The 24,327-nt window shown below is 72.5% G+C and carries 19 protein-coding genes; 10 read left to right on the top strand and 9 right to left on the bottom strand.

The annotated features are described in order from the left end of the window. Nucleotides 1-1,728, bottom strand: a 1,728-nt coding sequence (locus E1266_RS38850; RefSeq protein WP_207945784.1) for an AAA family ATPase, incomplete at its 3' end; no start/stop codon positions are given. Nucleotides 1,729-1,828: 100 nt separating this feature from the next. Here E1266_RS38850 and E1266_RS20430 point away from each other — a divergent pair. Further along, the gene (locus tag E1266_RS20430) at nucleotides 1,829-2,902 is read left to right on the top strand and encodes an alkene reductase (protein ID WP_132049285.1); all 1,074 of its coding nucleotides are present in this window, start codon (nucleotides 1,829-1,831) and stop codon (nucleotides 2,900-2,902) included. A 203-nt stretch (nucleotides 2,903-3,105) separates the two neighbouring features. Here E1266_RS20430 and E1266_RS20435 read toward each other — a convergent pair whose 3' ends face one another. After that, a complete protein-coding gene (locus E1266_RS20435; protein WP_243718645.1) occupies nucleotides 3,106-3,543 on the bottom strand; it encodes a C40 family peptidase in 438 nt (145 codons plus the stop codon). 838 nt (nucleotides 3,544-4,381) lie between these two features. Between E1266_RS20435 and E1266_RS20440 the strand changes: the two genes are divergently transcribed. Next, nucleotides 4,382-5,737, top strand: coding sequence for a family 1 glycosylhydrolase (locus E1266_RS20440; protein ID WP_132049287.1), 1,356 nt, complete (start codon nucleotides 4,382-4,384; stop codon nucleotides 5,735-5,737). 34 nt (nucleotides 5,738-5,771) lie between these two features. On the opposite strand, the gene E1266_RS20445 is transcribed toward E1266_RS20440, so the two are convergent. Both E1266_RS20445 and E1266_RS20450 read right to left on the bottom strand, forming a co-directional pair. After that, nucleotides 5,772-6,794 carry a DNA topoisomerase IB gene (locus tag E1266_RS20445; RefSeq protein ID WP_132049289.1) on the bottom strand — a complete coding sequence of 341 codons (1,023 nt, stop codon included), beginning with the start codon at nucleotides 6,792-6,794 and terminating at the stop codon, nucleotides 5,772-5,774. Next, complete coding sequence (locus E1266_RS20450; protein ID WP_132049291.1) at nucleotides 6,791-7,639, bottom strand: SDR family oxidoreductase; 849 nt, start codon at nucleotides 7,637-7,639, stop codon at nucleotides 6,791-6,793. Before E1266_RS20450 ends, E1266_RS20445 begins: the two co-directional genes overlap by 4 nt. A gap of 208 nt (nucleotides 7,640-7,847) precedes the next feature. Between E1266_RS20450 and E1266_RS20455 the strand changes: the two genes are divergently transcribed. The 3 genes from E1266_RS20455 to E1266_RS38105 all read left to right on the top strand — a co-directional run bounded on the left by E1266_RS20455 (nucleotide 7,848) and on the right by E1266_RS38105 (nucleotide 10,660). Then, nucleotides 7,848-8,621: an SDR family NAD(P)-dependent oxidoreductase gene (locus E1266_RS20455; protein WP_131983805.1), complete on the top strand. Its 774-nt coding sequence runs from the start codon at nucleotides 7,848-7,850 to the stop codon at nucleotides 8,619-8,621. Between the two features lie 8 nt (nucleotides 8,622-8,629). Further along, nucleotides 8,630-9,394, top strand: coding sequence for a crotonase/enoyl-CoA hydratase family protein (locus E1266_RS20460; protein WP_132049293.1), 765 nt, complete (start codon nucleotides 8,630-8,632; stop codon nucleotides 9,392-9,394). 189 nt (nucleotides 9,395-9,583) lie between these two features. Then, on the top strand, nucleotides 9,584-10,660 hold the full coding sequence (locus E1266_RS38105; RefSeq protein ID WP_165966144.1) for a hypothetical protein: 1,077 nt from the start codon (nucleotides 9,584-9,586) through the stop codon (nucleotides 10,658-10,660). A gap of 93 nt (nucleotides 10,661-10,753) precedes the next feature. On the opposite strand, the gene E1266_RS20470 is transcribed toward E1266_RS38105, so the two are convergent. After that, entirely contained in the window at nucleotides 10,754-12,061 is a 1,308-nt protein-coding gene (locus E1266_RS20470) for an FAD-binding oxidoreductase (protein WP_132049295.1), read from the bottom strand. A 113-nt stretch (nucleotides 12,062-12,174) separates the two neighbouring features. Between E1266_RS20470 and E1266_RS20475 the strand changes: the two genes are divergently transcribed. The 4 genes from E1266_RS20475 (at nucleotide 12,175) to E1266_RS20490 (ending at nucleotide 19,280) form a co-directional block, all read left to right on the top strand. Further along, nucleotides 12,175-15,372, top strand: a complete 3,198-nt coding sequence (locus E1266_RS20475) for an AfsR/SARP family transcriptional regulator (RefSeq protein ID WP_132049296.1) — start codon at nucleotides 12,175-12,177, stop codon at nucleotides 15,370-15,372. Nucleotides 15,373-15,463: 91 nt separating this feature from the next. Beyond that, nucleotides 15,464-16,366, top strand: coding sequence for an N-acetylmuramoyl-L-alanine amidase (locus E1266_RS40035; RefSeq protein WP_132049298.1), 903 nt, complete (start codon nucleotides 15,464-15,466; stop codon nucleotides 16,364-16,366). 67 nt (nucleotides 16,367-16,433) lie between these two features. Beyond that, on the top strand, nucleotides 16,434-16,994 hold the full coding sequence (locus E1266_RS20485) for a TetR/AcrR family transcriptional regulator (protein WP_132049300.1): 561 nt from the start codon (nucleotides 16,434-16,436) through the stop codon (nucleotides 16,992-16,994). Between the two features lie 123 nt (nucleotides 16,995-17,117). Then, nucleotides 17,118-19,280 carry an MMPL family transporter gene (locus E1266_RS20490; protein ID WP_132049302.1) on the top strand — a complete coding sequence of 721 codons (2,163 nt, stop codon included), beginning with the start codon at nucleotides 17,118-17,120 and terminating at the stop codon, nucleotides 19,278-19,280. A 22-nt stretch (nucleotides 19,281-19,302) separates the two neighbouring features. Here the strand turns inward: E1266_RS20490 and arfB are convergent, their stop codons facing one another. After that, nucleotides 19,303-19,728: an alternative ribosome rescue aminoacyl-tRNA hydrolase ArfB gene (gene arfB, locus E1266_RS20495; protein WP_132049304.1), complete on the bottom strand. Its 426-nt coding sequence runs from the start codon at nucleotides 19,726-19,728 to the stop codon at nucleotides 19,303-19,305. Nucleotides 19,729-19,818: 90 nt separating this feature from the next. Between arfB and E1266_RS20500 the strand changes: the two genes are divergently transcribed. Then, nucleotides 19,819-20,676, top strand: coding sequence for an oxygenase MpaB family protein (locus E1266_RS20500; protein WP_132049306.1), 858 nt, complete (start codon nucleotides 19,819-19,821; stop codon nucleotides 20,674-20,676). A gap of 432 nt (nucleotides 20,677-21,108) precedes the next feature. On the opposite strand, the gene E1266_RS20505 is transcribed toward E1266_RS20500, so the two are convergent. The 3 genes from E1266_RS20505 to def form a co-directional block, all read right to left on the bottom strand. After that, on the bottom strand, nucleotides 21,109-22,680 hold the full coding sequence (locus tag E1266_RS20505; RefSeq protein WP_132049308.1) for a HAMP domain-containing sensor histidine kinase: 1,572 nt from the start codon (nucleotides 22,678-22,680) through the stop codon (nucleotides 21,109-21,111). Next, a complete protein-coding gene (locus E1266_RS20510; RefSeq protein ID WP_243713101.1) occupies nucleotides 22,680-23,414 on the bottom strand; it encodes a response regulator transcription factor in 735 nt (244 codons plus the stop codon). Before E1266_RS20510 ends, E1266_RS20505 begins: the two co-directional genes overlap by 1 nt. A 122-nt stretch (nucleotides 23,415-23,536) precedes the next feature. Then, nucleotides 23,537-24,067 carry a peptide deformylase gene (def, locus tag E1266_RS20515; protein ID WP_132049312.1) on the bottom strand — a complete coding sequence of 177 codons (531 nt, stop codon included), beginning with the start codon at nucleotides 24,065-24,067 and terminating at the stop codon, nucleotides 23,537-23,539. Nucleotides 24,068-24,327 lie beyond the last annotated feature (260 nt).

The raw sequence follows: 24,327 nt of genomic DNA on the forward strand, positions 1-24,327 counted from the left end.
GTCCCCCACGCCGACCCCCCGCCCGGCACCGTGACCGCTGGAAGCGGCCTCGCGGGTTTCGGTGACGAGGTCGTTCAGGACGGGGATGCCGTGGGGGTGGTCGTCGTTGGCCAGGAGGGCGAGGCCGCGGATCGTGCGGTCCTCGGGGAGCAGTTCGGCGGCCCGCAGTACGGCGGGCAGCTCACCGGACGTCCAGCCGTACACCGCGCCGGTGTGCAGCATCGCGACGCGCTCGGCGGGGGCCGCCTCGGCGGCGTGGTCGACCATCATGCGGGACGCGGCGCGCGGGTCGCCGCGCTCGTACTCGACGGTGGCGTGGACGCGGGCGAGCCGCGCCAGCTCGGCGGGGGCGGTGGTGAGCTTCTCGGCCTGGACGGCGAGGTCTTCCGCCTCGTCGAGCCGCCCCGCTTGCAGGACCAGGGACGCGGCGGTGCCGAGGCGGGCCGCGCGTGCGCCCGGTGCGGGCGTCAGGTCGGCGGCCTGGCGGTAGAGCGCCGCCGCGGTCGCGTAGCCCTTGTGGGCGCGGGCGCGCTCCGCCGCGTCCTCGACGTCGGCGGCGACGTCCTCGTCCGGGGCCATGGCGGCGGACGCGCGGTGCCGGGCGCGGCAGTCCGGGTCGGTGGCGGTGTCCGCGAGTGCCCGGTGGACGGCGACGCGCTGCGCGGTGACGGCGCCGTGGTAGGACGCCGCCCTGATCAGCGGGTGGCGGAACGCGATGCTGCGCCCGGTGACGTTGACCAGCCGGACGCGTTCGGCCTCCTGGAGGTCGTCGAGGCCGACGCCCATGCTCCGTCCCGCGTTCAGCATCGTGGGCATGTGCCCGCGGCCCTCCGCCGCCGCGATCAGCAGCATCAGCCGGGTGCTCTCCGGGAGGCGCCCGATCTGCATGCGGAACGAGGCGAGGACGCGGTCCGCGACCGGCAGCGGGTCGGAGCCGTGCGCGGTGCCCGTCCCTACGGCGCCGAGTTCCTGGAGGGCGAGCGGGTTGCCGGCGGCCTCCCGGATGACCCGGCCGCGGACGGTGGGCGGCAGCTCGCGCGCCGCGAGGAGCCGCTCCGCGTCGCCGCGCCCGAGCCTGTCGAGGCGCAGCTCGGGCAGGCCCGTGCCGGTGAACGCGTCGTCCCGGGCGGCGAACAGCATCACCACCCCTTCGACGGCCAGCCGCCGCGCCGCGAACAGCAGCGCGTCGGCGGTCGCGGTGTCGAGCCACTGCGCGTCGTCGACCAGGACCAGGGCCGGGCCGTCCCCGGCGGGCAGGTCGGCGAGCAGCGTCAGGACGGCCAGGCCGGTGGTGAAGCGGTCCCGCCCGGCTCCGGCGGTCCCGGCTCCGGTGGACCCGGCTCCGGTGGACCCGGCTCCGGTGGACCCGGCTCCGGTGGACGCGGGACCGGTGGACGCGGGGTCGGTGGACGCGGGGCCGGGGCCGCCGAGGGCGGAGCGCAGCGCGGCGGCCTGCGGTGCCGGGAGGGCCTCGAGCCGGTCCCGGACGGGCCAGAGCAGCTGGGTGAGGCCCGCGTAGGCGATGCCGGACTCCGCCTCGACACCGGTCACCCGCAGGACGTGCGGCGGGCCGTCCGCCGGGAGGAGCGCCGCCGCCTCGGCAAGCAGCGCCGACTTGCCGATCCCGGCCTCCCCCCGCAGGAGGAGCGCGCCGCTGCGCCCGCGGTCGCGTGCCGCCGCGAGCAGCGAGGAGATGCGCGCCTGTTCGTCGTTCCGCCCGTAGAGCACGCATCCAAAGTACGGGGAGAAGTACCGAAGTCATACGGATTCGCCCCGTAGTCGGCGGCTCGTAGGTTCCTGACCAGTAAGAACGCACCAGGAGGGTCTCATGCAGGAACTGTTCGAGCCGCTGTCGGCGGGCAAGCTGGAGCTGTCCAACCGACTCGTGATGGCGCCGATGACCCGGAGCAGGGCCACCGGGGACGGCACCGTGACGGAGCTGACCGCCGAGTACTACCGGCAGCGCGCCGGCGCCGGGCTGATCGTCACCGAGGGGACGCAGCCGAGCGTCCGCGGCCAGGGGTACATCCTGACGCCGGGCCTGCACTCCGGCGAGCAGGTGGCGGCGTGGCGCACGGTGACCGACGCCGTGCACGCCGAGGGCGGGCGGATATTCGCCCAGCTGATGCATGCGGGGCGCGTCGGCCACCCCGTCCTGTACCCGGACGGAGGGCTGCCGGTCGGGCCGTCCCCGATCGCGTCCGGCGAGCGGCTCTTCACGCCGGACGGCATGCTCGACCACCCCGTGCCTCGGGAGATGACGCCGGACGACATCGCCCAGGCCGTCGAGGAGTTCGCCAAGGCGGCGGCCAACGCGATCGAGGCCGGGTTCGACGGGGTGGAGCTGCACGGCGCGAACGGCTACCTGATCCAGCAGTTCCTCGCCGACGGCAGCAACACGCGGACCGACGCCTACGGCGGATCCGTCGAGAACCGCATCAGGTTCGCCGTCGAGGTCGCCCAGGCGGTGTCCGACGCGATCGGCGGGGACCGCGTGGGTTTCCGCGTGTCGCCGGGCGGCAACGCCAACGGGGTCAGTGAGAGCGACACGCCCGTCCTGTACGCGGAGCTGGTCGCGGCGCTCGCGCCGTACGGTCTCGCATACCTGCACGTCATGGAGCTGGGGGACCGCGCGACGACCGGGCGGATCCGCGCCGGGTGGCCGGGGCCGCTGATCCTCAACCCGCACCCCACGCCGGAGTCGTTCCCCGCGAAGCCGGAGTACGGCGCCGAGGCGCTGCGGGACGGGGTGGCGGACGCGGTCGCCTTCGCCGAGCTGTGGCTGGCCAACCCTGACCTGCCCGCCCGCATCAAGGCCGGCGGCCCGTACAACGAGGCCGACCAGAAGACGTTCTATGGCGGCGACCACCGCGGCTACACCGACTACCCGGCTCTCGGCTGACCCATCCCGGCACGTAGGCGGAGCAGGGCCGCTGCGCGTCAGGCTGGGGCGGCGGCGCGAGTGGCGGACGGCCCGGGGCTCGTCACTTGCCGCATCGAGGTGGGTCTCGGCGACGGGGAAGGGCCGGCCTGAGGAAGGGGAGGAGCCCCGCGTGGGGGTGGCGCGGGGCCCCTGGTGGGTGGACGTCCGGGTCAGAGGCCGGGTCAGAGACCCGGGCGGACTCCGCCGTTGAAGTTGCGCTTGTAGTAGGAGTTCAGCTTGATCTTCTTGACCTTGGACCGCGAGTTGGGCGCGTGGATCATGTAGCCGTGGCCGGCATAGACGCCCACGTGGGTCCGGCCGCTGTAGAAGAACAGCAGGTCGCCCTTGACGGCTCCCTTCCAGGAGACCTTCTTCTTGACCGCACGGTAGATCTGCTGGCTGGTGCGGGGAAGCTTCACCCCGGCCTTGCGCCAGGCGCCGCCGGCCAGGCCGGAGCAGTCCCACGAGCCCGGGCCCGTCCCGCCGTAGCGGTACGGGTCGCCGATCTGCTTGGAGGCGTACTTCACGGCGTAGGCCGCGCGCTTCTTCTGCTTCGCGGAGCGGGACGCAGCGGCCTTCGCGGCCGGGGCGTTCGCCGGCGTGGCCTGCTGGGGGACCACCGCCGCCTCCGCGGGTCCGGCGGCGAGAAGGGACACCCCCAGCGTGCTGGTGACGACCAGGCCGGCCGTGGTGATTCCGGTCTTCGGGGAGATTCGAGGGGTATGCAGAATGACTCCAGAGTTCGCGGTCGATGCCTGCCGGGCAGCCGTCGTCCACCGGGTGTCGCTGGGGGATTCGGGATGCCGCGGCCGCGCGGCTCCGCAACGTCGTGAACGGGGACGCAGAGGAGACACGGCCGCTTCCGGCTCCGCGCCTCTCGGCGGCGCGGACTCGGCGTCCGACGGCGGCTTGCACGGCGGGGCCCAGGGGGGCGACCTCGGGGGTCGGCGCCGGCCGTTCGCAACTGGCCGGGCGCGCCGCTGCCGCTCGTCGGAGTGCGTGTTCTGTTATCCGGGCGGCCTTCCGGGCCGCATGAACCAAGCGAGAACGTAGACAGATACCGGCGAACAAGGCAAATCACCCGCACCATTTCCGGGGCGCCGGACATTGCGGCGGGGAGGGGCGCCCCCGCCTTGGCCTGCGCCGATTCCGAGTCCGATTCGTGATCTGTGAACCGGGTCACGCAGCCATGATCACGGCGCCATCAAGGCCGCCGAAGGAGAACCCGCATCTGTGGATAACTCACGCCCGTGGTATGGCGTAAATCACAAAATGCATAAAAAGCACAAAGGGTCATCCGGTCGGCACGCGGCGATGCGCGGCCGGGCGGCGCGCCGTCCGGCCGAGCCGATGAGGCGGGACGAGTTGCCGGATTCGGCCAGCGCGGAGGGTTGACGGGACCGCCCGCGCCCCCTGTAGTCCGAAGGAGATTCATGTCCGGTCTCCGGAGGGAGCCCCGTGTTCGGCAGGCTCGGCAGAGTACGTCCCGTCCACGCCGTCTCGGCGCTCGCGCTCTCGGTCGCGCTGGTGCTGACCGCCGTGTCCCCGGCCGCCGCGGAACGCAGGCCCACGACGGCCAAGTTCCCGCCCGGCTTCCTCTGGGGCGTCTCCATGTCCGGATTCCAGAGCGAAGGGTCCTTCCCGGACAGCAACTGGACGAGGTACGCGGCGAACCCGAACGCGGTGGAGCACCCGTACGGCGATTCCGTCGACTTCCGGAACCGCTACCCCAGCGACCTGAACCTGGCCAAGGGTCTGGGCGTGGACGTCTTCCGCACGTCCATCGAGTGGTCCCGGATCGAGCCCCGCCGCGGCTACCGCGACCCGGACGCGATCGCCTACTACGACGACCTCATCCGCCAGATCAGGGCCAAGGGAATGCGGCCCATGCTCACCCTTGACCACTGGGTGTATCCCGGCTGGGTGGCCGACCAGGGCGCCTGGACCAACCCGCGCACGCAGCAGGACTGGCTGCGCAACGCCCAGTTCGTCGTCAACCGCTACAAGGACCAGGACGTCATCTGGATCACCTTCAACGAGGCCAGCTCCTACATCTACAGGGAGCTGAGGTTCCGCCCGCTGGACCTCGGGCAGATGCTGACGATGCGCGACGCCCTCATCAAGACGCACCGCGCCGCCTACGACATGATTCACAGGGTCGACCCAGGCGCGATGGTGTCGAGCAACGTCGCGTACGGCTCGGCCCTCAACGGCCTATTCGACGCCGCGCTGTTCAACGACGTCACCGACAAGCTCGACTTCATCGGGATCGACTACTACTACGGCGCGAACCTGGAGAACCTCACCGCCGTCCATTCCCTGACCGGGGAGTTCTGGAGAATCGACCCGGAACCTGAGGGCCTGTACTACGTCCTCAAGAATTACCAGCGAAGGCTGCCCCACCTGCCGGTTTACATCGTCGAGCACGGCATGCCGACCGATGACGGCAAACCGCGCCCGGACGGCTACACGCGCACAGACCATCTACGTGACCACATGTACTGGATCCAGCGCGCGATGGCCGAAGGCGTGAAAATGATGGGCTACAACCACTGGAGCCTCACCGACAACTACGAGTGGGGCAGTTACCGCGCGCGCTTCGGCCTCTACACAGTGGACGTGCTGACCGACCCGTCCCTGACCCGCCGTCCGACCGACGGCGTCCCCGCCTACCGCTCGATCATCGCGAACAATGGCGTGCCGTCCGGCTACGTCCCGGTGCGCAGGCCCGGCTGGTGCTCGATCGAAGACCCCATCGCCACCTGCTTCGGCACGACCCCGACCCCGCCCGCCGAATACGCCGTCCCGCGCTGACCCTTACAAACCACCAGAGCCCACGAGGGACGCGTCAGTCCGCGGCGCGGAGCAGGTCCAGGACGGCCTGTTCGACCGGTCCCTGCGTGGCGAGTTCGCCTTCCGCCGCGTCCACGCCCAGCTTGCCCAGGGCGGGCGCGATCGTCTGGCCGTCCTCGTACAGGTCGATGATGCGGGGGTCGATGTAGGAGGCCCGCGCCACGGCCGGGGTGTTGCCGAGGTAGGCGGCGACCTCCTTGACCACGCGGACGACGGCGCGCTTGCGGGCGGTGTCGCTGTCGCCCGCGCGGACCGACACGGCGAGGCCGACCGCCGCGAGGACGGTGGCGTGCCAGGTGCGGAAGTCCTTGGCGGTGAACTCGCCGCCGGTCACCTCCCTGATGAACGCGTTGATGTCGCTGGTCGTGACGTCGTGCCAGCCGCCCGGCACGCGGTAGGCGAGCAGCTCGGGGGAGCCGTCGCGGCGCCGTTTGAGCCCGCTGACGACCTTGCAGACGTCCTCTTCCGCCACCGACCGGTACAGGTCCTTCGAGTTCTTGGCGGGATACTCGAAGGTGACCTCGCCGCGCCGGCAGACGACGTGCTCCCGCAGGACGGTGGCCAGCCCGAACGTGCCGTTCTCGGCGGCGTACGCCTCCCCGCCGATCCGGAAGAACCCGAGGTCGATGAGGCGGACGGCGGCGGCGAGGACGCGTTCACGGCCGTAGCCCCGTCCGGCGAGATACTCGGCGAGCGTGTCACGGACCTTGGGCAGCCGGTCGGCCAGCTCTAGGACGTGCTCGTGTTTCTCTTGGTCGCGCTGTTCCCGCCATGCCTCGTGGTAGAGGTACTGACGCCGTCCGGCTGCGTCGGTGCCGATCGCCTGGATGTGGCCGTCCGCGTCTGGGCAGATCCATACGTCCGTCCAAGCGGGCGGGATGACGAGCGACCGGATGCGTTCCTTCTCGGCGGGGTCGTCCAGGGGGCGGCCGTCCAGCCCGAGGTACATGAAGCCCTTGCCGCATTTCCGCCGCCCGAAGCCGGGCTCGCCCGGGTCGCTGCGACTCAGTTCCGTCATCCCGGGTGGATCTCCCCGCCGGCGGGCACGAGCGTCTGCCCTGTGTAGTAGGACGACTGGCGGTTGGAGGCGAAGAACACGTAGGACGGGGCAATCTCGTCGGGGTCGGCGGCGCGGCCCATCGGCGCCTGCTGCCCGAAGCCCTCGACGCGTTCCGCGTCGAACGTGGCCGGGATGAGCGGCGTCCAGACCGGGCCGGGGGCGACGCAGTTGACGCGGATCTCGCGCTCCATGAGGCTCTGGGCGAGGCACGCCGCGAGGGTCATCGCCGCGGCCTTGCTGGCGGAGTAGTCGATAAGCGTCTTGTTGCCGCGCAGGCCGTTGATGGACCCGGTGATGATGATGGACGACCCCGGCCCCATATGGTCCAGGGCCTGCTGGACGGTCCAGAACAGCGAGAAGACGTTCACGTCGAACGTCCGGCGGAGCTGCGCGTCGTCGATCTCGCGGACGTCCTTGACCGGGGTCTGCGTCCCGTGGTGCAGGACGAGCACGTCGAGCCCGCCTAGGTCCCGGACGGCGTGCTCGACCACCTCGCGGCTGTGCCGCTCCTCGCCCAGGTCGCCGCCGAAGGTGAAGCAGCGCCGCCCGGCGGCCTCGACAAGGCCGGCGGTGTGCCGGGCGTCCTCGTCCTCCTCCAGGTACGTGATGGCGACGTCGGCGCCCTCCTTGGCGAACGCGACCGCGGTGGCGCGCCCGATGCCGGAGTCGCCGCCGGTGATGAGGGCGCGGCGCCCTTCCAGCAGCCCGCTCCCGGTGTAGTCGCGCATCTCGTCGCGGGGTTCGGGGGCCATGTCCCCGGTCCGCCCGGGGTATGGCTGGCTCTGTGCCGGTCGCTCGCTCATGACCTCGCCTCCCGTGAGGGTGCCGCGTCCCGGATCGCTTGGCTCATGGAACGCGGGTGCCCGGCGCGGGCGGGGGCAAACGTCCCCCTATTGTGACCAGTGGGTGAGCCTTGCCTCCGTAATCCTCAGGGGTGTTAGCGGAGCGCGTGGTGACTTCTGGGTAACATCATCCCGAACCACATTCGGTCCCTGACGTAAGGTGCTGCTTATGGACCTGAACGGAGTTTCCGCCGTCGTATCCGGTGGTGCGAGCGGCCTCGGTGAGGCCACCGTGCGCACGCTGGCCGCCGAAGGCGCCAAGGTGGTCATCGCCGACCTGAACGAGGACAAGGGCAAGGCCCTCGCCGACGAGGTCGGCGGCGTCTTCGTGAAGACGGACGTGTCGGACGAGGCGCAGGTGCAGGCAGCCGTCCAGGCCGCCGTCGACACCGGCAACCCGCTGCGGGTGATCGTCAACAGCGCCGGCATCGGCTGGGCGTCGCGGACCGTGAACCGCGACGGCACCCCGCACGACCTCGGCTCCTACGAGACCGTCATCCGGATCAACCTGATCGGCACCTTCAACCTGATGCGGATCGGCGCCGCCGCCATCTCCAAGACCGAGCCCGCCGACGCCGACGGCGCCCGCGGCGTGGTGATCAACACCGCGTCCATCGCCGGCATCGAGGGGCAGACCGGGCAGCTCGCCTACTCCGCGTCCAAGGGCGGCATCATCGGCATGACGCTGCCGGCCGCCCGCGACCTCGCCGCCATCGGCGTCCGGGTCAACACCATCTGCCCGGGCATCATCGACACCCCGATCTACGGCGAGGGCGAGGCCGCGGACGCGTTCAAGGCCAAGCTCGCCGCGCCCGTCCCGTTCCCGAAGCGGATGGGCAAGGCGTCGGAGTTCGCGCACCTCGTCAAGTCCCTGATCGAGAACGACTACATGAACGGCGAGACCATCCGCTTCGACGGCGGTATCCGCTTCCAGCCGAAGTGAGGCACTGAATGACCGACGCGGTTCTGACCGAAGAGGACGGCGCCGTCCTCGTCATCACCATCAACCGCCCCGAGGCCCGCAACGCCGTCAACGGCGACGTGGCGCGGGGCATCGCCGCGGCCGCCGAGGAGCTGGAGTCCCGCAAGGACCTGTCCATCGGCATCCTCACCGGCGCCGGCGGGACGTTCTGCTCCGGCATGGACCTCAAGGGCTTCCTCACCGGCGACAACCCCATCGTCGAGGGGCGCGGGTTCGCCGGCCTGACCCAGCAGCCGCCGGCGAAGCCGATGATCGCCGCCGTCGAGGGCTACGCGCTCGCCGGCGGCTGCGAGGTGGCGCTGGCCTGCGACATGGTCGTCGCCGCGCGGGACGCCCAGTTCGGGCTGCCCGAGCCGAAGCGCGGCCTGGTCGCGGGCGCCGGCGGGCTGCTGCGGCTGCCGCAGCGCATCCCGTACCACATCGCCATGGAGATCGCCCTGACCGGCGACAAGTACTCCGCGGAGCGGATGGCCGAGCTCGGCTTCGTCAACCGGCTCACCGACTCGGGCGGCGCGCTCGCGGCCGCCAAGGAGCTGGCGCTGAAGGTCGCCGAGAACGCCCCGCTGGCGCTCGCGGCGACCAAGCGGGTCATCGTCGAGTCGGCCGACTGGACGTCGGACGAGGCGTGGCAGAAGCAGCAGGAGATCACGCTGCCGGTGTTCACGTCGAAGGACGCCCAGGAGGGCCCGGCGGCGTTCGCCGAGAAGCGCAAGCCGAACTGGAAGGGCGAGTAGCGGGTCACCGGCCCGCGACGCGCCCACCACCCCCGGGACGCCCGGAACCGTATGGTTCCGGGCGTCCTGGCGTATGTGACGCAAGTGTCTGGTGCGTCCTGTTCTGGCCGGGTGGACGGTTCCACTTACTTCACAGTAAGTATTGCCGTACTCTTTTGCCCCACCTGCAGTGATCTTGGGAGTGGACATATGAAGAGGAACGCGGTGCTGGTGGTCGCCACCGCCCTGGCCTGCGCCGCCGGGACGGTCGCCGTGGCCGCCCCTGCGCACGCCGCCGCCTGGAAGGACATCCCGGGTGCGGCGCTGAACTACAACGGCTCCCTCGACCGGGTCGACTTCGGAGCCAAGAACGCCGGATGGGCCGTCGGCGCCGCCGGCAACCTCTTCGGCCCGCAGGCCAAGATCGCGCGCTGGAACGGCTCGTCCTGGGTCGCGGACACGAGCCCGGCCGCGTTCACGCCGACCGACGTCGCCGTCGCCGGCGCCGACAAGGCGTGGATCATCGGCTACAGCCTCTTCGGCACCACGAGCCTGCACTGGAACGGCACCAAGTGGAACCAGGTGGCCTACCCCCTGGTGGGCTTCCCGACCGCCGTCTCCGCCGCTTCCGACGGCACCGCCTACTCCATCGCCGGCATCGACGCCGCCGCCGGCGGCCCCAGCGCCATCCTCCGCTGGACCGGCAGCGGCTGGGTCGACCCCCAGGTCCCGCTGCCCCCGTCGTCCTCGATCACGGCCGTGGACGTCCGCTCCAAGAACGACGTGTGGCTGGCCGGCACCACGTCGTCCGCCGGGACCTCCGTGACCGGGCTGGTCATGCACTGGAACGGGACGTCCTGGAAGCGGATCGACGTCCCGGGCAACATGGGCGTCCCCGCCTACCAGGGCACGCTGCACCGGATCGTCGTGAACTCGCCGACGAACGTGTACGTGCTGCGCGTCCGGCAGAACGCCCAGATCACGAACGCGATCCTGCGCTACGACGGCACGTCCTGGAAGACGATCAACACCCCGCTGAACGCCGCGGGCATCGGGCTGTCGTCCGACGGCGGCGACGGCGTCGTCATGCTCCCCATCACCACCGGGGACAAGTCGCAGTACATGCACTACAACGGCACGTCCTGGACGACGCTGAACGGCCCGGCCCGCTCCGGCACCGTCCAGGCCACCGACGCCGACCCCCGGCCCGGTACCACGGCCATCGTGAGCGTCGGCACCGCCTCCACGCCCGACAAGAAGAGCCCCTTCATCGAGTACTTCAGCTGACCGCTTCGCTGACCTGCGGCGTGTTGTCGCCATCCGGCTTGCGATGGCGACAACACGCCGCAGGTCAACGGGTTCTCGTCCCGGGGCGAGGTCTCAGCCGAGGACGGGGAAGTTGCTGCGGAAGACGCCTCGCGGGTCGCGAGCGCGCTTCAGCTCGCGCAGCCGGGTGAGCACGCCGGGAGTGAAGGCGTTCGCCGCGCGCTCGCCCGGAGCGAGGAGCGTGAACGGCTTGCGGCCGGTCGTGTGCGGGACGAGGGCGTCCGCCAGCCCCCGCCCGCGGTCCCGGACGGACGTCCCGCCGTCCTCGCCGGGCACGCCGAACATGTAGAGCGCGAACGGCTCGTCCAAGTGCCCGGCGGGAGTGCCGGACGGCCGCGCCAGGGCCCCGCCGAGGTGCCGCAGCTGGACGGTGAGCAGCGGGTCGACCGGGCGTTCCAGCAGCGCGGCGGCCACCTCGTCGGTCAGGCCCGTGAGCAGTTCCGCGCGGGACAGCCCCGGCCCGGGGGCGGTCGGCTCGGCGGTGATCGTGCCCAGCTCGGCCACCGGCAGCGCGGCGCGCGAGTCCGAGATCCTGCCGCCGACCTTGTCGAGGGGGCGGAGCAGCACCTCGGCGGCGCCGCCGTCGCCGAGGAACGTGCAGTCGACCGCCGCCATCGGGGCCGCACCCGGATACTGCAGGAGTTCGTACCAGGTGGTCAGCTCGTCCGGCGCTCCGGCGGTGACCTCGCGGTAGGCGTCCAGGACGGCCGCCGCCCGCTCGACCGGCCACAGCATCCGGCCGCCGTAGAGGCGCGGCGCGGGGTGCAGGTCGAACTCGACGGCGGTGACGATCGCGAAGTCGCCGCCACCGCCGCGTAGCGCCCAGAACAGGTCCGGGTCGGTTCCGGACGTCACCCGCGAGCGGGCGCCGTCCGCGTCCACGACGTCGAACGCGCGGACGCTTCCGGACGCCCACCCGTGCTTGCGGCCGAACCAGCTCAGCCCGCCGCCCAGTGTGTAGCCGGTGACCGTGACCACCGGGCTGCTGCCCGCGAGCCCGGTCAGGCCGTGCGGGCCGGCCTCCGCGAGGACGCGTCCCCAGTTGACGCCGGCACCGGCCCGTGCGGTCCGCTCGTCCGGGCGGACCTCCAGCTCGTCCAGCCGGGCGGTGCGCAGCAGGATCACCTCGCCGGTGTTGCCGCTCGCGCCGTGGCCGCTCGGCTGGGTCGCGACGGTCAGCCCGGCGAGCCGGGCATGCCGGACGAGGGCCGCCACGTCGTCGGCGTCGGCCGCCTCGACCACGGCGCGGACGGGCTGGTCCACCGCGAGGTTCCAGGGCCGCCGCGCCGTCTCGAACCCGCCGTCGCCCGCCGCGAGCACCCGGCCCCTGAGCACGCCGCGCAGTTCGTCCCCGATGTTCATGTTCTCTCCCCTTCGCTGCCGATGCGTCCACGGTGCTCCCCGCCGGCTGGGATCGGGCTGTGGTCGAGTTGGGGTGCCCGTAAGCTGGGGACTCAGCCGATTCGGGAGGGTGGATGGCGGCGGAACCGTCGTTCCGGCTGTTCGGCCCCCTGGAGGTCGCGGACGGGACGGGCCGCGCGCTCGACCTCGGCCCCCGCAAGCAGCGCGCGCTGATCGCGATGCTGGCGCTGGAACCCGGCCGCGTCGTGTCGCTGGACCGGCTGATCGACGAGCTGTGGGCCGGTGAGCCGCCCGCCCGCGCCACCCGGACCCTGCAGGCGTACATCGCGCACCTCCGCAAGGCCCTGGAACCCGGCCGCGCACCGCGCACGCCCCCGGCGGTCCTGCTCACCCGCGAGCCCGGCTACCTGCTCGCCGTCCCGCCCGGGCGGATCGACCTGTGGCGCTTCGCGGCCGGGGCGGACGAGGGCCGCGCCGCCCTCGCCCGCGGGGCGCACGCGGAGGCCGTCGCGCACCTGGACGAGGCCCTCGGGCTGTGGCGCGGCGACCCGCTGGGGGAGTTCGCCGACCAGGAGTTCGCCCAGCCCGCGCTCACCCGGCTCCACCAGGTGCGCATGACCGCCCTGGAGGACCGGTTCGACGCGAGGCTGGCCATCGGCGAGGCCGCGTCCCTGATTCCGGGCCTTGAGGCGCTCGTCGAGGACGGGCCTTACCGCGAACGCGCGTGGTCGCTGCTCGTCCTCGCCCTCTACCGCGCCGGGCGCCAGGCCGACGCCGTGGCGGCGCTGCGCCGCGTCAGGACACGCCTGTCGGACGACCTCGGCCTGCGCCCCGGCCCGGAGCTGCAGGAGCTGGAGCGGTCTGTGTTCGGCCAGTCGCCGGGCCTCCGCCCTCCACCGCAGGAGGCGTCGAGTGCAGCCGTGACCGCCCCGGCGGAACCGCACGGCGACGACCTGGTCGCGCGGTCGGCGCAGCTGGCGCTGGTCGAAGGGCTCCTCGGCGAGGTGCGGCGCGGCCGGGGCGGGGTGGTCCTGGTGACGGGGGAGGCCGGGATCGGCAAGACCCGGCTCGTCCGGGCGGCCGCCGAACTGGCCGCGGCCCGCGGTTTCCGGACCGCGTGGGGGAGTTGCGCGGACGGCACCGCCCCCGCCTTCTGGCCGTGGCGGCAGATCGTCCGGGAAGCCGGGGACGAGTCCGGCCTGCTCTCGATGGAGGCCCTCTCTCCCCGCCACGACCCCGATACCGCCCTGTTCGCCCTGTACGAGCAAGTTCTGGACGTCCTGACGAGCGACGAGACCCCGCTGGTGATCGTCCTGGACGATCTGCACTGGGCGGACGTGTCGTCACTGCGCCTGCTCACCTTCATTGCGGACGCGGCCGCCCGGCACCGGCTGCTCGTCCTCGCCACCTGCCGTCCCGAACCCGGCGACGAGCCCGGCGCCCTCCGCGACACCCTGGCCGCGCTGTCGCGGCTGGCCGAACGCGTCGAGCTGGAACCGTTCACCGCCGACGACGTGGCGTCCTACCTGCGGGCGAAGGGCGTCGGCGAGGAGCCCGGCCTCGCCGACGCCCTGCTCGCCAGGACGGGCGGCAACCCCTTCTACCTCGGCGAGGTCCTCCGGCTGCGCGGCAGCGAGGGGACCGTACCGAGCGGCGCGCAGGACGTCATCGAACGCCGTGTCGCCCGGCTGCCCGAGGAGACGCGTGCGCTGCTGCGGGCCGCGGCGGTCGCCGGGCGCGACGTCGGCATCGACCTGCTGGAAGCGGTCACGGACACCACGCCGGAGCAGGTCATGTCCGCGATGGAGCCCGCCATCGCGACCGGCCTCATCGTCGAACCGCCCGCCGGTGCCGAGTACCGGTTCGCGCACGCCCTCGTCCGGGAGGCGCTGTATGCGGGCCTGGGCCGGCTGGAGCGGTCCCGGCTGCACCTCCGCGTCGGGGAGGCGCTCGAACCCGTCCTCCCCGAGGCGGAGTCGGCGACGCTCGCGCACCATTTCGCGCACGCGGCCAGGCTGGGCGGCGCGGACAAGGCGGTCAAGCACGCCTCCCGCGCGGCCCGGCACGCGACGGGCCAGCTCGCGCACACCGAGGCCGTCGACCTCTGGACGCTGGCGCTGTCCGTCCTCCCGCCCGGCGCGGACGCCGAACGGGCACGCATCCTCACCGAGCTGGGGCAGGCGCGCCGCACCGTCGGGCGGCCGGAGGAGGCCCGCCGCGACTGGGCGGAGGCCGTCCGGATCGCACGGGGGATCGGCGACCGGGAGGCGCTGGTCCCCGCGGTCGCCGCCATCGGCGGCCCGTCGCTGTGGAACTGGCGCCCGTACGGCGTCGTCGACGGCGAGATGGTCGCGGTCATCGAGGAGCTGCTGGCCGGCCCGCTCCCCGACGCCGACAGGGCGGCACTGCTCGGCGCCCTCGCCCTCGAACTCCACTACGGCCCGCGCAGCGCGGAGGGCGAACGCCACGCCGCCGACGCCGTCGAATTGGCGAGGAAGACCGGCGACATTCCGCTCCTCGCCCGCACCTTGAACAACTACCTGCTCGCGGCCTTCCGCCCCGGCCGCAACGCCGTGCGGCGAGCGGCGGCGCAGGAACTGGCGGACCTGCCCGGCCTCCCGGTCAGCGGCCAGGTGATGGCGCGCGTCTTCCTGATGTCGTGCCTGCTGCGCGACGGGGACCTGCCCGGCTGGGACCGCGAGCTGACACGCTGCGAGAGCCTGCTGGGGACCACCCCCAGCCCGGAGCTGGAGTCGATGGTCCGCGTCGCGCAGACCGCCCGCAGCACCCTGGACGGCCGATGGGACGAGGCGGAGGAGCTCCTCGCCCACGACATGCGGTTCGGCTCGGCGCTCTGGGGCGGCCGCTTCCGGCGCCTGGTCACCACGTTCACCTGCCGCCGCGCGCAGGGCCGCGTCCCGGAGCTGCTGGACGAGCTGGTGACCGCGGCGGGGGAGCCGGACCTCGTCCCGCTGCGGCCGGTCGCCGTCCTCGCGGCCGTCGAGGCGGACCGCGCCGACCTGGCCCGCGAGCTGATCGACCGCTGGGGATATGAGATGCCCGATAACTGGGTAAGTGACTTCCTTATCCCCGTATGGGGGTTGGTCGCCGCCCGCCTGGGCACTCCGGACCCTCGTGATCTCTATCGCCGCCTCGCCCCGTACGCGAACACGTTCGTCGTCGCCGGCATGGGCACCGCCTGCTGGGGCTCGACCGAGTACGTCCTGGCGGAACTGGCGCACCACCTGGGAGACCACGACGCCGCCCGAGCGCACGCACACCGTGGTGATGTAGCGCACAGGGTGACTTAGCGCACAAAACGAGCGACTTCCGCCACCCGACGGCGCGGAGCACGGGACACCCGTAGGCTCGTCCACCGAATCGACACCCGGGGGGAGGCCCATGGACATCATCAGCCGGGCGGAATGGGGCGCCCGGGCACCCCGATCTCGCAGCACGGTGAGCTGGTCCCAGCGGACCGAGTTCATCGTGCACTACTCCGAAGGCCCCACGAACCAGTCCATCCGCAGCATCCAGGACTTCCACATGGACGGCCGCGGCTGGGCGGACGTCGGCTACAACTTCCTGGTCGACATCACCGGCCGAATCTACGAGGGGCGCGGCTGGCTGGTCGTCGGGGCGCACGCCCCGGACCACAACACGTCCGGCATCGGCGTCTGCATGATCGGCCGCAACGGCGACTCCACCCCCGCGGCGAAGCGCGCCATCCGGTGGCTCTACGACGAGGCGGTCCGCCGGACGGGCCGCAACCTGGCCAAGCTCGGGCACCGCGACGTCTTCGCGACGAGCTGCCCCGGCGACGAGCTGTACGCCTGGGTGCGGGCCGGGATGCCCGCGGACATCGAGGAGGAGGACGACGACATGCCGGAGTACGTCTCCGTCGGTATGGACACCGCGCAGGATTTCCCCCCGAACACGTGGGTCACCGTCAACTGGGGACGGGAGTACTCCGACCGGGAGCACCACCACTGGGACCGCGGCGGGCCGTCCTTCATCGTCGGCCCCGCCCGCTACGGCCTCACCGCCAACGTCCGGATCGACGGGCTCGCCCCCGGCACCGAGCTGCAGGCCCGCGCGATCGAGCAGGCCGAGTCGGGCGGCGACACCGACCCCGGCCCGATCGCCGAGTACGTCGCGAGCAACGGCTCGACCTTCGTCCACTACAACCTCGCCGCGGACACCGTCGGCAACGGGTACCGGGTTCGCTTCCAGGTCATCCACTACGGCACCGAGACCGCCCGCATCTCCTCGGGCTCGGCCAAGGCGTTCGCCTGGCCCACGTGACGAGTCGCACACCCCGGTGGCTGTCCGAACGGTCAGATCTGACCGTTCGGACAGCTAACGTGGTCCCATGGCCCGATCGCCCACCGGTCTGCGGGAACGGCTCCTGACCTCGGCCCTCCGGCTGTTCGCCCGCCGCGGCTACCGCGGCACCTCGCTCGCCGACATCGCCGCCGACGTCGGCTGCTCGAAAGCCTCCCTGCTGTACCACTTCAGCACCAAGGAGGCGATCCTCGCCGAGCTGCTGCTGCCGATCGGCCGGGAGGCGGCGGCGCTGGACGCCCGGCTGGCCCCGCTGGACGACCGGGACGTCGCCGAGGCCGCGGTCGCCGGGTTCGTCGACCTCACGCTGCGGTTCCGCCGCGAGATGAAGCTCCTGTTCGACAACCTCGCCGACGCCACCTCGCTGCCCGACCTCGGCATCGAGAACTTAGACGGCATCGACGACCGGTTCGTCGACGCGATGGCGGGCCGCTCCGCCGAGCCCGCCGACCGGGTCGCCGCGCACGTGGCGCTGGGCGGCGTCTTCGCGGCCGGCGCGGCGGCCGAGCGCCTGCCGTTCGACGACGCGATCCTGCGCGAATCGATGATCAGCAGCGCGCTGCGGGCCCTGGGGCGCGCCGCCGCCTGATCCGTTCCGCGCCCCGCCGCGCTCCGCGGCCGTTCCGCGCCGCTCCCGCACAGCTCCTCCGGCCGCACTCGATCCCGCCCCACTCGATCCCGGCCGTACAGACCCCGGAAGGAAAGCTCCCCGATGGCGACCCTGCTCTACAGGCTGGGCCGATGGTGCTTCGGGCGCCGCGGCCTGGTCGTCCTCGTCTGGCTCGTCCTGCTCGGCGTCCTGGGCGGGGCCGCGGCCGCGTTCAGCGGCCCGACCTCCAACGAGTTCCGCATGCCCGGCACCGAGTCGCAGCGGGCGATGGACGCCCTGGAGACGCGGTTCCCCGGGGCGACCGGGGCGACCGGCACGGTCGTGATCGCCGCCCCGGAGAAGCAGAAGCTGACACCGGACCAGGTGGCGCCCATCGTGCGGCAGGCCGGTTCCGTGCCCGGCGCGGCCGCGGCCGTCGACCCCTTCCAGGCCGGGTCGGTCTCGCCCGACGGCCGGTACGCCCTCGTCGAGGTCGTGTTCGACGGCGAGATCGCCGACATCACCGAGAGCCAGCGCGCCGCCTTCGTGGAGATCGCCGAGGACGACCATGGCGCCCTGCGCGTCGAGGCCGGGGGCGAGGTCGTCCAGGAGCAGCACGGCGCCAGCGCCACCGAGGCCATCGGCGTCGCCGTCGCCGCCATCGTGCTGATCATCACCTTCGGCTCGCTGGTGGCGGCCGGGATGACGCTCGTCAACGCCCTGGTCGGCGTCGGCGTCGGGATGGCCGCGCTGTACGCGCTGACCGGGGTCGTCAGCATGAACAACGCCACGCCGATGCTGGCGCTGATGCTGGGCTTGGCCGTCGGCATCGACTACTCGCTGTTCATCACGTCCCGCTACCGGCAGAACCTGCTGGACGGGCTGGAGGCGCGGGAGGCGGCCGGGCGCGCCATCGGCACCGCCGGGTCCGCCGTGGTGTTCGCCGGGGCCACCGTGGTCATCGCGCTCGCCGGGCTGTCGGTCGTCGGCATCCCGTTCCTGACCGCCATGGGCCTCGCCGCCGCCGCCACGGTCGCGGTCGCGGTGCTCGTCGCCCTGACCCTGCTGCCCGCCGTGCTGGCCTTCACCGGTACCCGGATCCTCTCGCGGAAGCAGCGGTCGGCCGGGCGCGCCGCCAAGGAGGGCTTCGGCTTCCGCTGGGGACGCGTTCTGACCCGCTTGCGCCTCCCCGTCCTGCTGGCCGGGGTGCTCGCCCTGGGCGCGCTGGCCCTGCCCGTCCAGGACATGCGGCTCGCGCTGCCCGACGCGGGCACGGCGGCCGAGGACGCCCCGCAGCGGCAGGCGTACGACCTGACCAGCGAGGGGTTCGGCCCCGGTTTCAACGGGCGCCTCATCACCGTGGTCACCGGCGACGACCCCGGCGCCGCCAAGACCGCGGCGGAGCGGACCGTCCAGCTGATCAACGGGGTGGACGGTGTGCAGACCGTCGCGCCGCCGCGGTTCAACGAGGCGGGCACGACCGCGCTGGTCGCCGTGATCCCCGAGAGCGGACCGAGCGACGCGGCCACCGAGGAGACCGTGCACGACATCCGCGACAAGGTCGCCGGGGTCGAGGGCGCGCACATCGCGCTCACCGGCACGACCGCGCTCGGGATCGACATCTCCGAGAAGCTCGCCGACGCCCTGCCGGTCTACCTGCTCCTCGTGGTGGGCCTGTCGATCCTGCTGCTGATGCTGGTCTTCCGCTCCATCCTCGTCCCGGTCAAGGCGGCGGCCGGGTTCCTGCTGACGGTCGGCGCGACGTTCGGCCTCACGACCGCCGTCTTCCAGCAGGGGCACCTGGCGTCCCTGGTCGGCGTCGACTCACCGGGCCCGCTGATCAGCTTCCTGCCCATCATCCTGATCGGCATCCTGTTCGGCCTGGCCATGGACTACGAGGTCTTCCTGGTCTCCAAGATGCGAGAGGACTTCGTGCACGGCGACCCGCCGCGCCGGGCCACCATCAACGGGCTCGGCCAGAACGCCCGCGTGGTCACCGCCGCCGCCTTCATCATGTGCTCGGTGTTCGCGGGGTTCGTCCTCACCCCCGACCCGATCATCAAGTCCATCGGGTTCGCGCTGGCGGTCGGCGTGTTCATCGACGCCTTCATCGTCCGCATGACGCTCGTCCCGGCCGTGATGTCGCTGTTCGGGCGCGCCGCCTGGTGGCTGCCCCGTTGGCTGGACCGCGCGCTCCCCAACCTGGACATCGAAGGAGAGAACCTCCGGCAGGCCCTGGACGAGACCGCCGTGGACCAGAAGGAGCACGCCACCGCCCGCCGCTAGAACGGCCGGCTCCGGCCGCTGGTCAGTCCCAGCGGCTGGAGCGCTGGCGCTTGACGGCGGAGCGGCGCTTCTTGTTCTCCAGGCGGCGTTCGTTGATGCCGCGCGGGACCTTCTTGGGGATGCGCCTCTTCGGCGGCGGGGCCGTCGCGTCGGCCAGCAGGGCGGCCAGCCGGGTGCGGGCCGCGTCGCGGTTGCGGAGCTGGGAGCGGTACTCCTCGGCGCGGACGGTCAGCACGCCGCGGACCAGCCGGCCGGCGAGGCGGTCGAGGGCGCGGGCCCGCAGGTGCTCCGGGAGGGACGGGGAGTTCGCGACGTCGAACGAGAGTTCGGCGGCGGTCGCGCTGGTGTTGACGTGCTGCCCGCCCGGCCCCGAGGAACGGGAGAAGCGCCAGTTCAGCTCGGACTCCGGGATGGAGACCGAGCCGCTGACCTGAATTTCGCCGGACATGCGCCCATTGTCGCAGGCCGCAGGTGATCTTGTCGTACGAGTTTCACCCCGCATGACGACAACTGCAAGTACTTACTTACAATGATCCGTATGACCGAAGGCGAAGGACTGTTCCGAGACGGCGATCTCATCCGTGTCATCGGCCGCGAGGGGGTGCTCATCGCGGCGGGCGGCGCCGCGTCGCTGCTGCAGACCGCCCATCCCAAGGTCGGGCAGGGCGTCTACGACCACAGCTACACGGCGGACGACCCGTCCCGGAGGCTCCGCAACACCATGGGCTGGGTCTACACCGTGCAGTTCGGCACGCGGGAGGAGGCCGAAGCGCTCAGCGCCCTGGTCCGGAAGGGGCACGAGGCCGTCACCGGTCCCGACTACGAGGCGAACGACCCGGAGCTGCAGGTATGGGTCGCGGCCACGCTGTTCGCCGTGGCCGCCCAGTTCTACCAGCTGCTCTTCCGGCGGACGCTGAGCCGGGCGGAGCTCGAGGAGTTCTACCGGCAGAGCAAGGTCTACGCGACGATCCTCGGCTGCCCCGAGGAGCGGATGCCGGGGACGTACACCGAGTTCCGCGAGTACTACGCGAGCATGCTCCACACCCTGGAGGTCAACGACACGTCCCGCGCCGTCGCGGAGCAGGTGCTGCACCCGAAGCTGCCGGGCGGCCCGCTGGGCGCGCCGGGGCTCGCGGCGGTCCGGCTGCTCACCGCGGGGCTGATGCCGGCGCCGATCCGCGAGCAGTACGGGTGGAAGTGGAACGCCGGCCGGGAGCTCCGGTTCCGGCTCCTGATCAAGGCGCTGCAGGTGGTGTACCCGCGGCTGCCGCTGCGCGTCCGGACGATCCCGCGGGACGTCTACCTGGCCTCGACGCGGCAGATGCTGGCCAAGGCGAGGCGGCGGCCCGCCATCTCGATCAGCACGAACGGGTACGGGAAGGACGCGGCCGCGTGACCCACAGGGTAGCCACGCGGCCGCTCTCCCTTACTCGGTCCCTCCCCACCCGGCCCGGTCGGAAGGGACCTCCTGGCCCGGTGTCGCCGTCCGTCCGCCCGCTCCCCCCAGAGCCTGGCCGAACGGCGTCCCGGGTCAGACCGGGGGTACCGGATCACCTTGCAGACTGCAGCGCCAGGCTGTAGCCCGCCTGGAACGAACCTGAAAGTGTCCTGAAAGCCGCCACCGGCGGAACCCGCGACCGGAACCCGTGACCGGAGGACGTGCGGCGCGCCGTCTCCCCAGCCGCGGTTCCGCTGGCCGCGGGGGCCGTCGAAGCTGGCCAGGGCGCGGACTCCCGTTCCCTGTCGAGACCGGGGCGCGCCCTGTACGGGTACCTAAGCGCACTTACCTGAAAGTTGCCTGAATGCCGACACCGGGGTCGGTAAGGCGTCAGTCCTCGTCGAGCGGCAGGACGACCCGGAACGTGGCGCCCTCGCCCGGGGCGGAGTCGGCCTCCACCAGTCCCTCGTGGGCCGCGACGAGCGCGGCGACGATGGCGAGGCCGAGGCCCGCCCCGCCGCCCTCCCGCGACCGGGCCTCGTCCGCGCGGTAGAACCGCTCGAAGACGCGTTCCGAATGCTCAGGGGACAGGCCGGGGCCCTCGTCGGCGACCTCGACGACCGCCGCCGGGGCGTCGCGCAGCGTGCCCGGCCTGAGGCGGACCTCGACCGCCGAGCCCTCCGGCGTGTGCACGATCGCGTTGGTCAGCAGGTTCCCGAGCACCTGGCGCAGCCGCGGCTCGTCCCCGAGCACCTGGTACGCGAGACCTCCCTCGACCGTGAGATCGATCGTGCGGTCGGGTGCGAGAACTCTCGCCTCCTGGACAGAGTCGGCGGCGACGGCGAGCAGGTCCACCGGGCGCCGCTCGATCGGGCGCTGCCGGTCCAGCCGGGCGAGCAGCAGCAGGTCCTCCACGAGGAGGCCCATCCGGGACGCGGTCTGCTCGATCCGGCCGATCAGCCGGTCGAGCTCGCCGGGGCTGCGGGCGGCGCCCTGCCGGTAGAACTCGGCGAACCCGCGGATCGCCGTCAGCGGGGTGCGCAGCTCGTGGCTGGCGTCCGCGACGAACCGCCGCATCCGCTCCTCCGAGCGCAGCGCCGTCCGCTCCGACCGCCGCGCCGCCGCCTCCGACTCGGCGCGGGCGCGGAAGGCCGTCTCGATCTGCGTGAGCATCGCGTTCAGCGACTGGCCGAGCCGCCCCATCTCGGTGCGCGGATCGGTCTGCGGGACGCGGCGGGCCAGGTCCCCGGCGGCGATCGCGCCCGCGGTCTCCTCGATCTCGGCGAGCGGGCGCAGGCTCGCCCGGACCACCCAGACCCCGAGGCCGACCAGGCCGACCAGCACCAGCAGCCCCACGATCGCGTCGATCACCACGAGCCGGCGGACGGTCCGGTCGACCTCCTCCAGGCTGAACGCGAGGACGAGGACCGCCCCGTCGCCGTCCGGGATCGGCTCGGCGAGGATCCGCCACGACGAGCCGGAACCGCCGGTCCCGGAGACGGTGAACGGCTCGTCGAGCCGCCCGGACAGGTCGTCCGGGAGACGCGGATGGCCGGACTCGCTCCACGCCGGGTTCTGCCCGACCGTGCGGCCGTCGTTGACGCGGATCTGCCCGTAGACCTCGCTCGGGATCCGGTAGGTGAACCGGGTCCGCCCCTCCTCCAGCTCGGGCAGGTGCTCGGCGACCTGGGCCATGGTCCGGCCGACGGAACCGCGCAGCTGGTCGTCGGCCCGCCCGACCAGGTACTGCCGCAGCACCGACGCGCTCGCCGCGGCCATCACCGTCATCCCGACGGTGGCGATGACGAGCATCCCCGCGACCAGCTTGACGCGCAGCGACGTCCGTCCCCACAGCCGGTCGAGCCCGTTCCGCGGCCACTGGGACCGGTTGTCGCCGCCCTGGGGTTCCGCCGGGGACGACGGAGGAGCACCGGCGCCGGACGCCGGAACCCGCGCGGGCATCAGCCCGGTCTCGTCGGCTCGCGCAGGACGTAGCCCACACCGCGCAGCGTGTGGATGAGCCGCGGCTCGGCGTTGTCGACCTTGCGCCGCAGCGCCGAGACGTACGATTCGACGATCCCGGCGTCGCCGCGGAAGTCGTAGTTCCAGACGTGGTCGAGGATCTGCGCCTTCGACACGACGCGGCCCGCGTTGGCCATGAAGTACCGCAGCAGCTTGAACTCGGTCGGCGACAGCTGGATCGCGCGCCCGCCGCGCCACACCTCGTGGCTGTCCTCGTCGAGCTCGACGTCGGCGAACACCATGCGCGGCGTCGGCTCGGCCACCCCGCCGCGGAACCGCCGCAGGACGGCGCGGATGCGGGCGATGACCTCCTCCAGGCTGAACGGCTTGGTGACGTAGTCGTCCCCGCCGATCGTCAGGCCCTTGACGCGGTCCTGGACGGCGTCCCGGGCGGTCAGGAAGAGGACCGGGGTGTGGTCGCCGCCGGACCGCAGCCGCCGCGCCACGTCGAACCCGTCTATGTCGGGCAGCATCACGTCCAGGACGATCAGGTCCGGCCGGTGCCGCCGCGCCGACTGGACGGCGTCGGCGCCGTTGGTGGCGGTGACCACGTCGAACCCGGTGAAGCGCAGGCTGCCGGCGAGCAGTTCCAGGATGTTCGGCTCGTCCTCGACGACGAGGAGCGTCGCCTCGGCCTTGCCGCCGCCGTTCGCCGTTCGATCAACCAATGGCACAGTCCCCCTCCACATCACCGCGAAGGCTCCCACCCGAACCTGAACGTCCCCTGAAAGCCCGCAGAGGATCCGGTGAGTGGTTCGTCCCCATCATGCCCGGGGTGAAGCCGGTGCCGTCCCGCCTATCGGCGCAGGTCGCGGATGGCCCGCATCGCCTCGCGGCGCACGTCCCCGGACAGGACGTCGATGTAGAGGCCGCCGTCCAGATGCCCGCACTCGTGCTGGAGGCAGCGGGCGAAGTAGCCGGTGCCCTCGACTCGGACGGACCTGCCCTTCACGTCCACGCCCTCGACGGCGGCGTACGCGTGGCGCGGCGTGTCGAACCGCATCCCCGGGACGGAAAGGCAGCCCTCCGGCTCGACCAGCAGTTCGCCGCCGGTGGCCACCAGCCTGGGGTTGACGACGTGCCCGACGTGCCGGCGGCCCTTGTCGTCCTCGCAGTCGTACACGAAGACCCGCAGGCCGACCCCCACCTGGTTGGCCGCGACCCCGGCGCCGTCCTCCTCGTACATGGTGGCGAACATGTCGTCGACGAGGCGTTCCAGCGCGGTGTCGAACGTGCGGACGGGGTCGCACTCGGTGCGCAGGACCGGGTCTCCGAGGAGCCGGATCGGGCGGGTGGTGCCGCGGCGCGCATGGGTCCTCTTGCTCACCCCGCGATCTTAGGACGCAGCGGCGCGCCCGGCCGGTGAGGGCCGGACGCACCGCTAGATCGCCTGACGTTTCCGAGCGGGCCGTGCGAGGCGTTACCGGCCGTTACAGCTCGATGGGGCCGCGGGACTGCTGCTGCGGCAGGGGGCCGCCGGGCTCGTCGGCGGGCCGGGCGGGCTTGGGCTGCGGCGCGGGCGCGTCACCGTCCCGCGCGGCCGCCGGCTCGGGCTTCTTCATCGACGGCGGCGGCGGCGGACCCTGC

Origin of the sequence: Actinomadura sp. 7K534 (assembly GCF_004348575.1) — a bacterium.
GTDB lineage: Bacteria > Actinomycetota > Actinomycetes > Streptosporangiales > Streptosporangiaceae > Spirillospora > Spirillospora livida.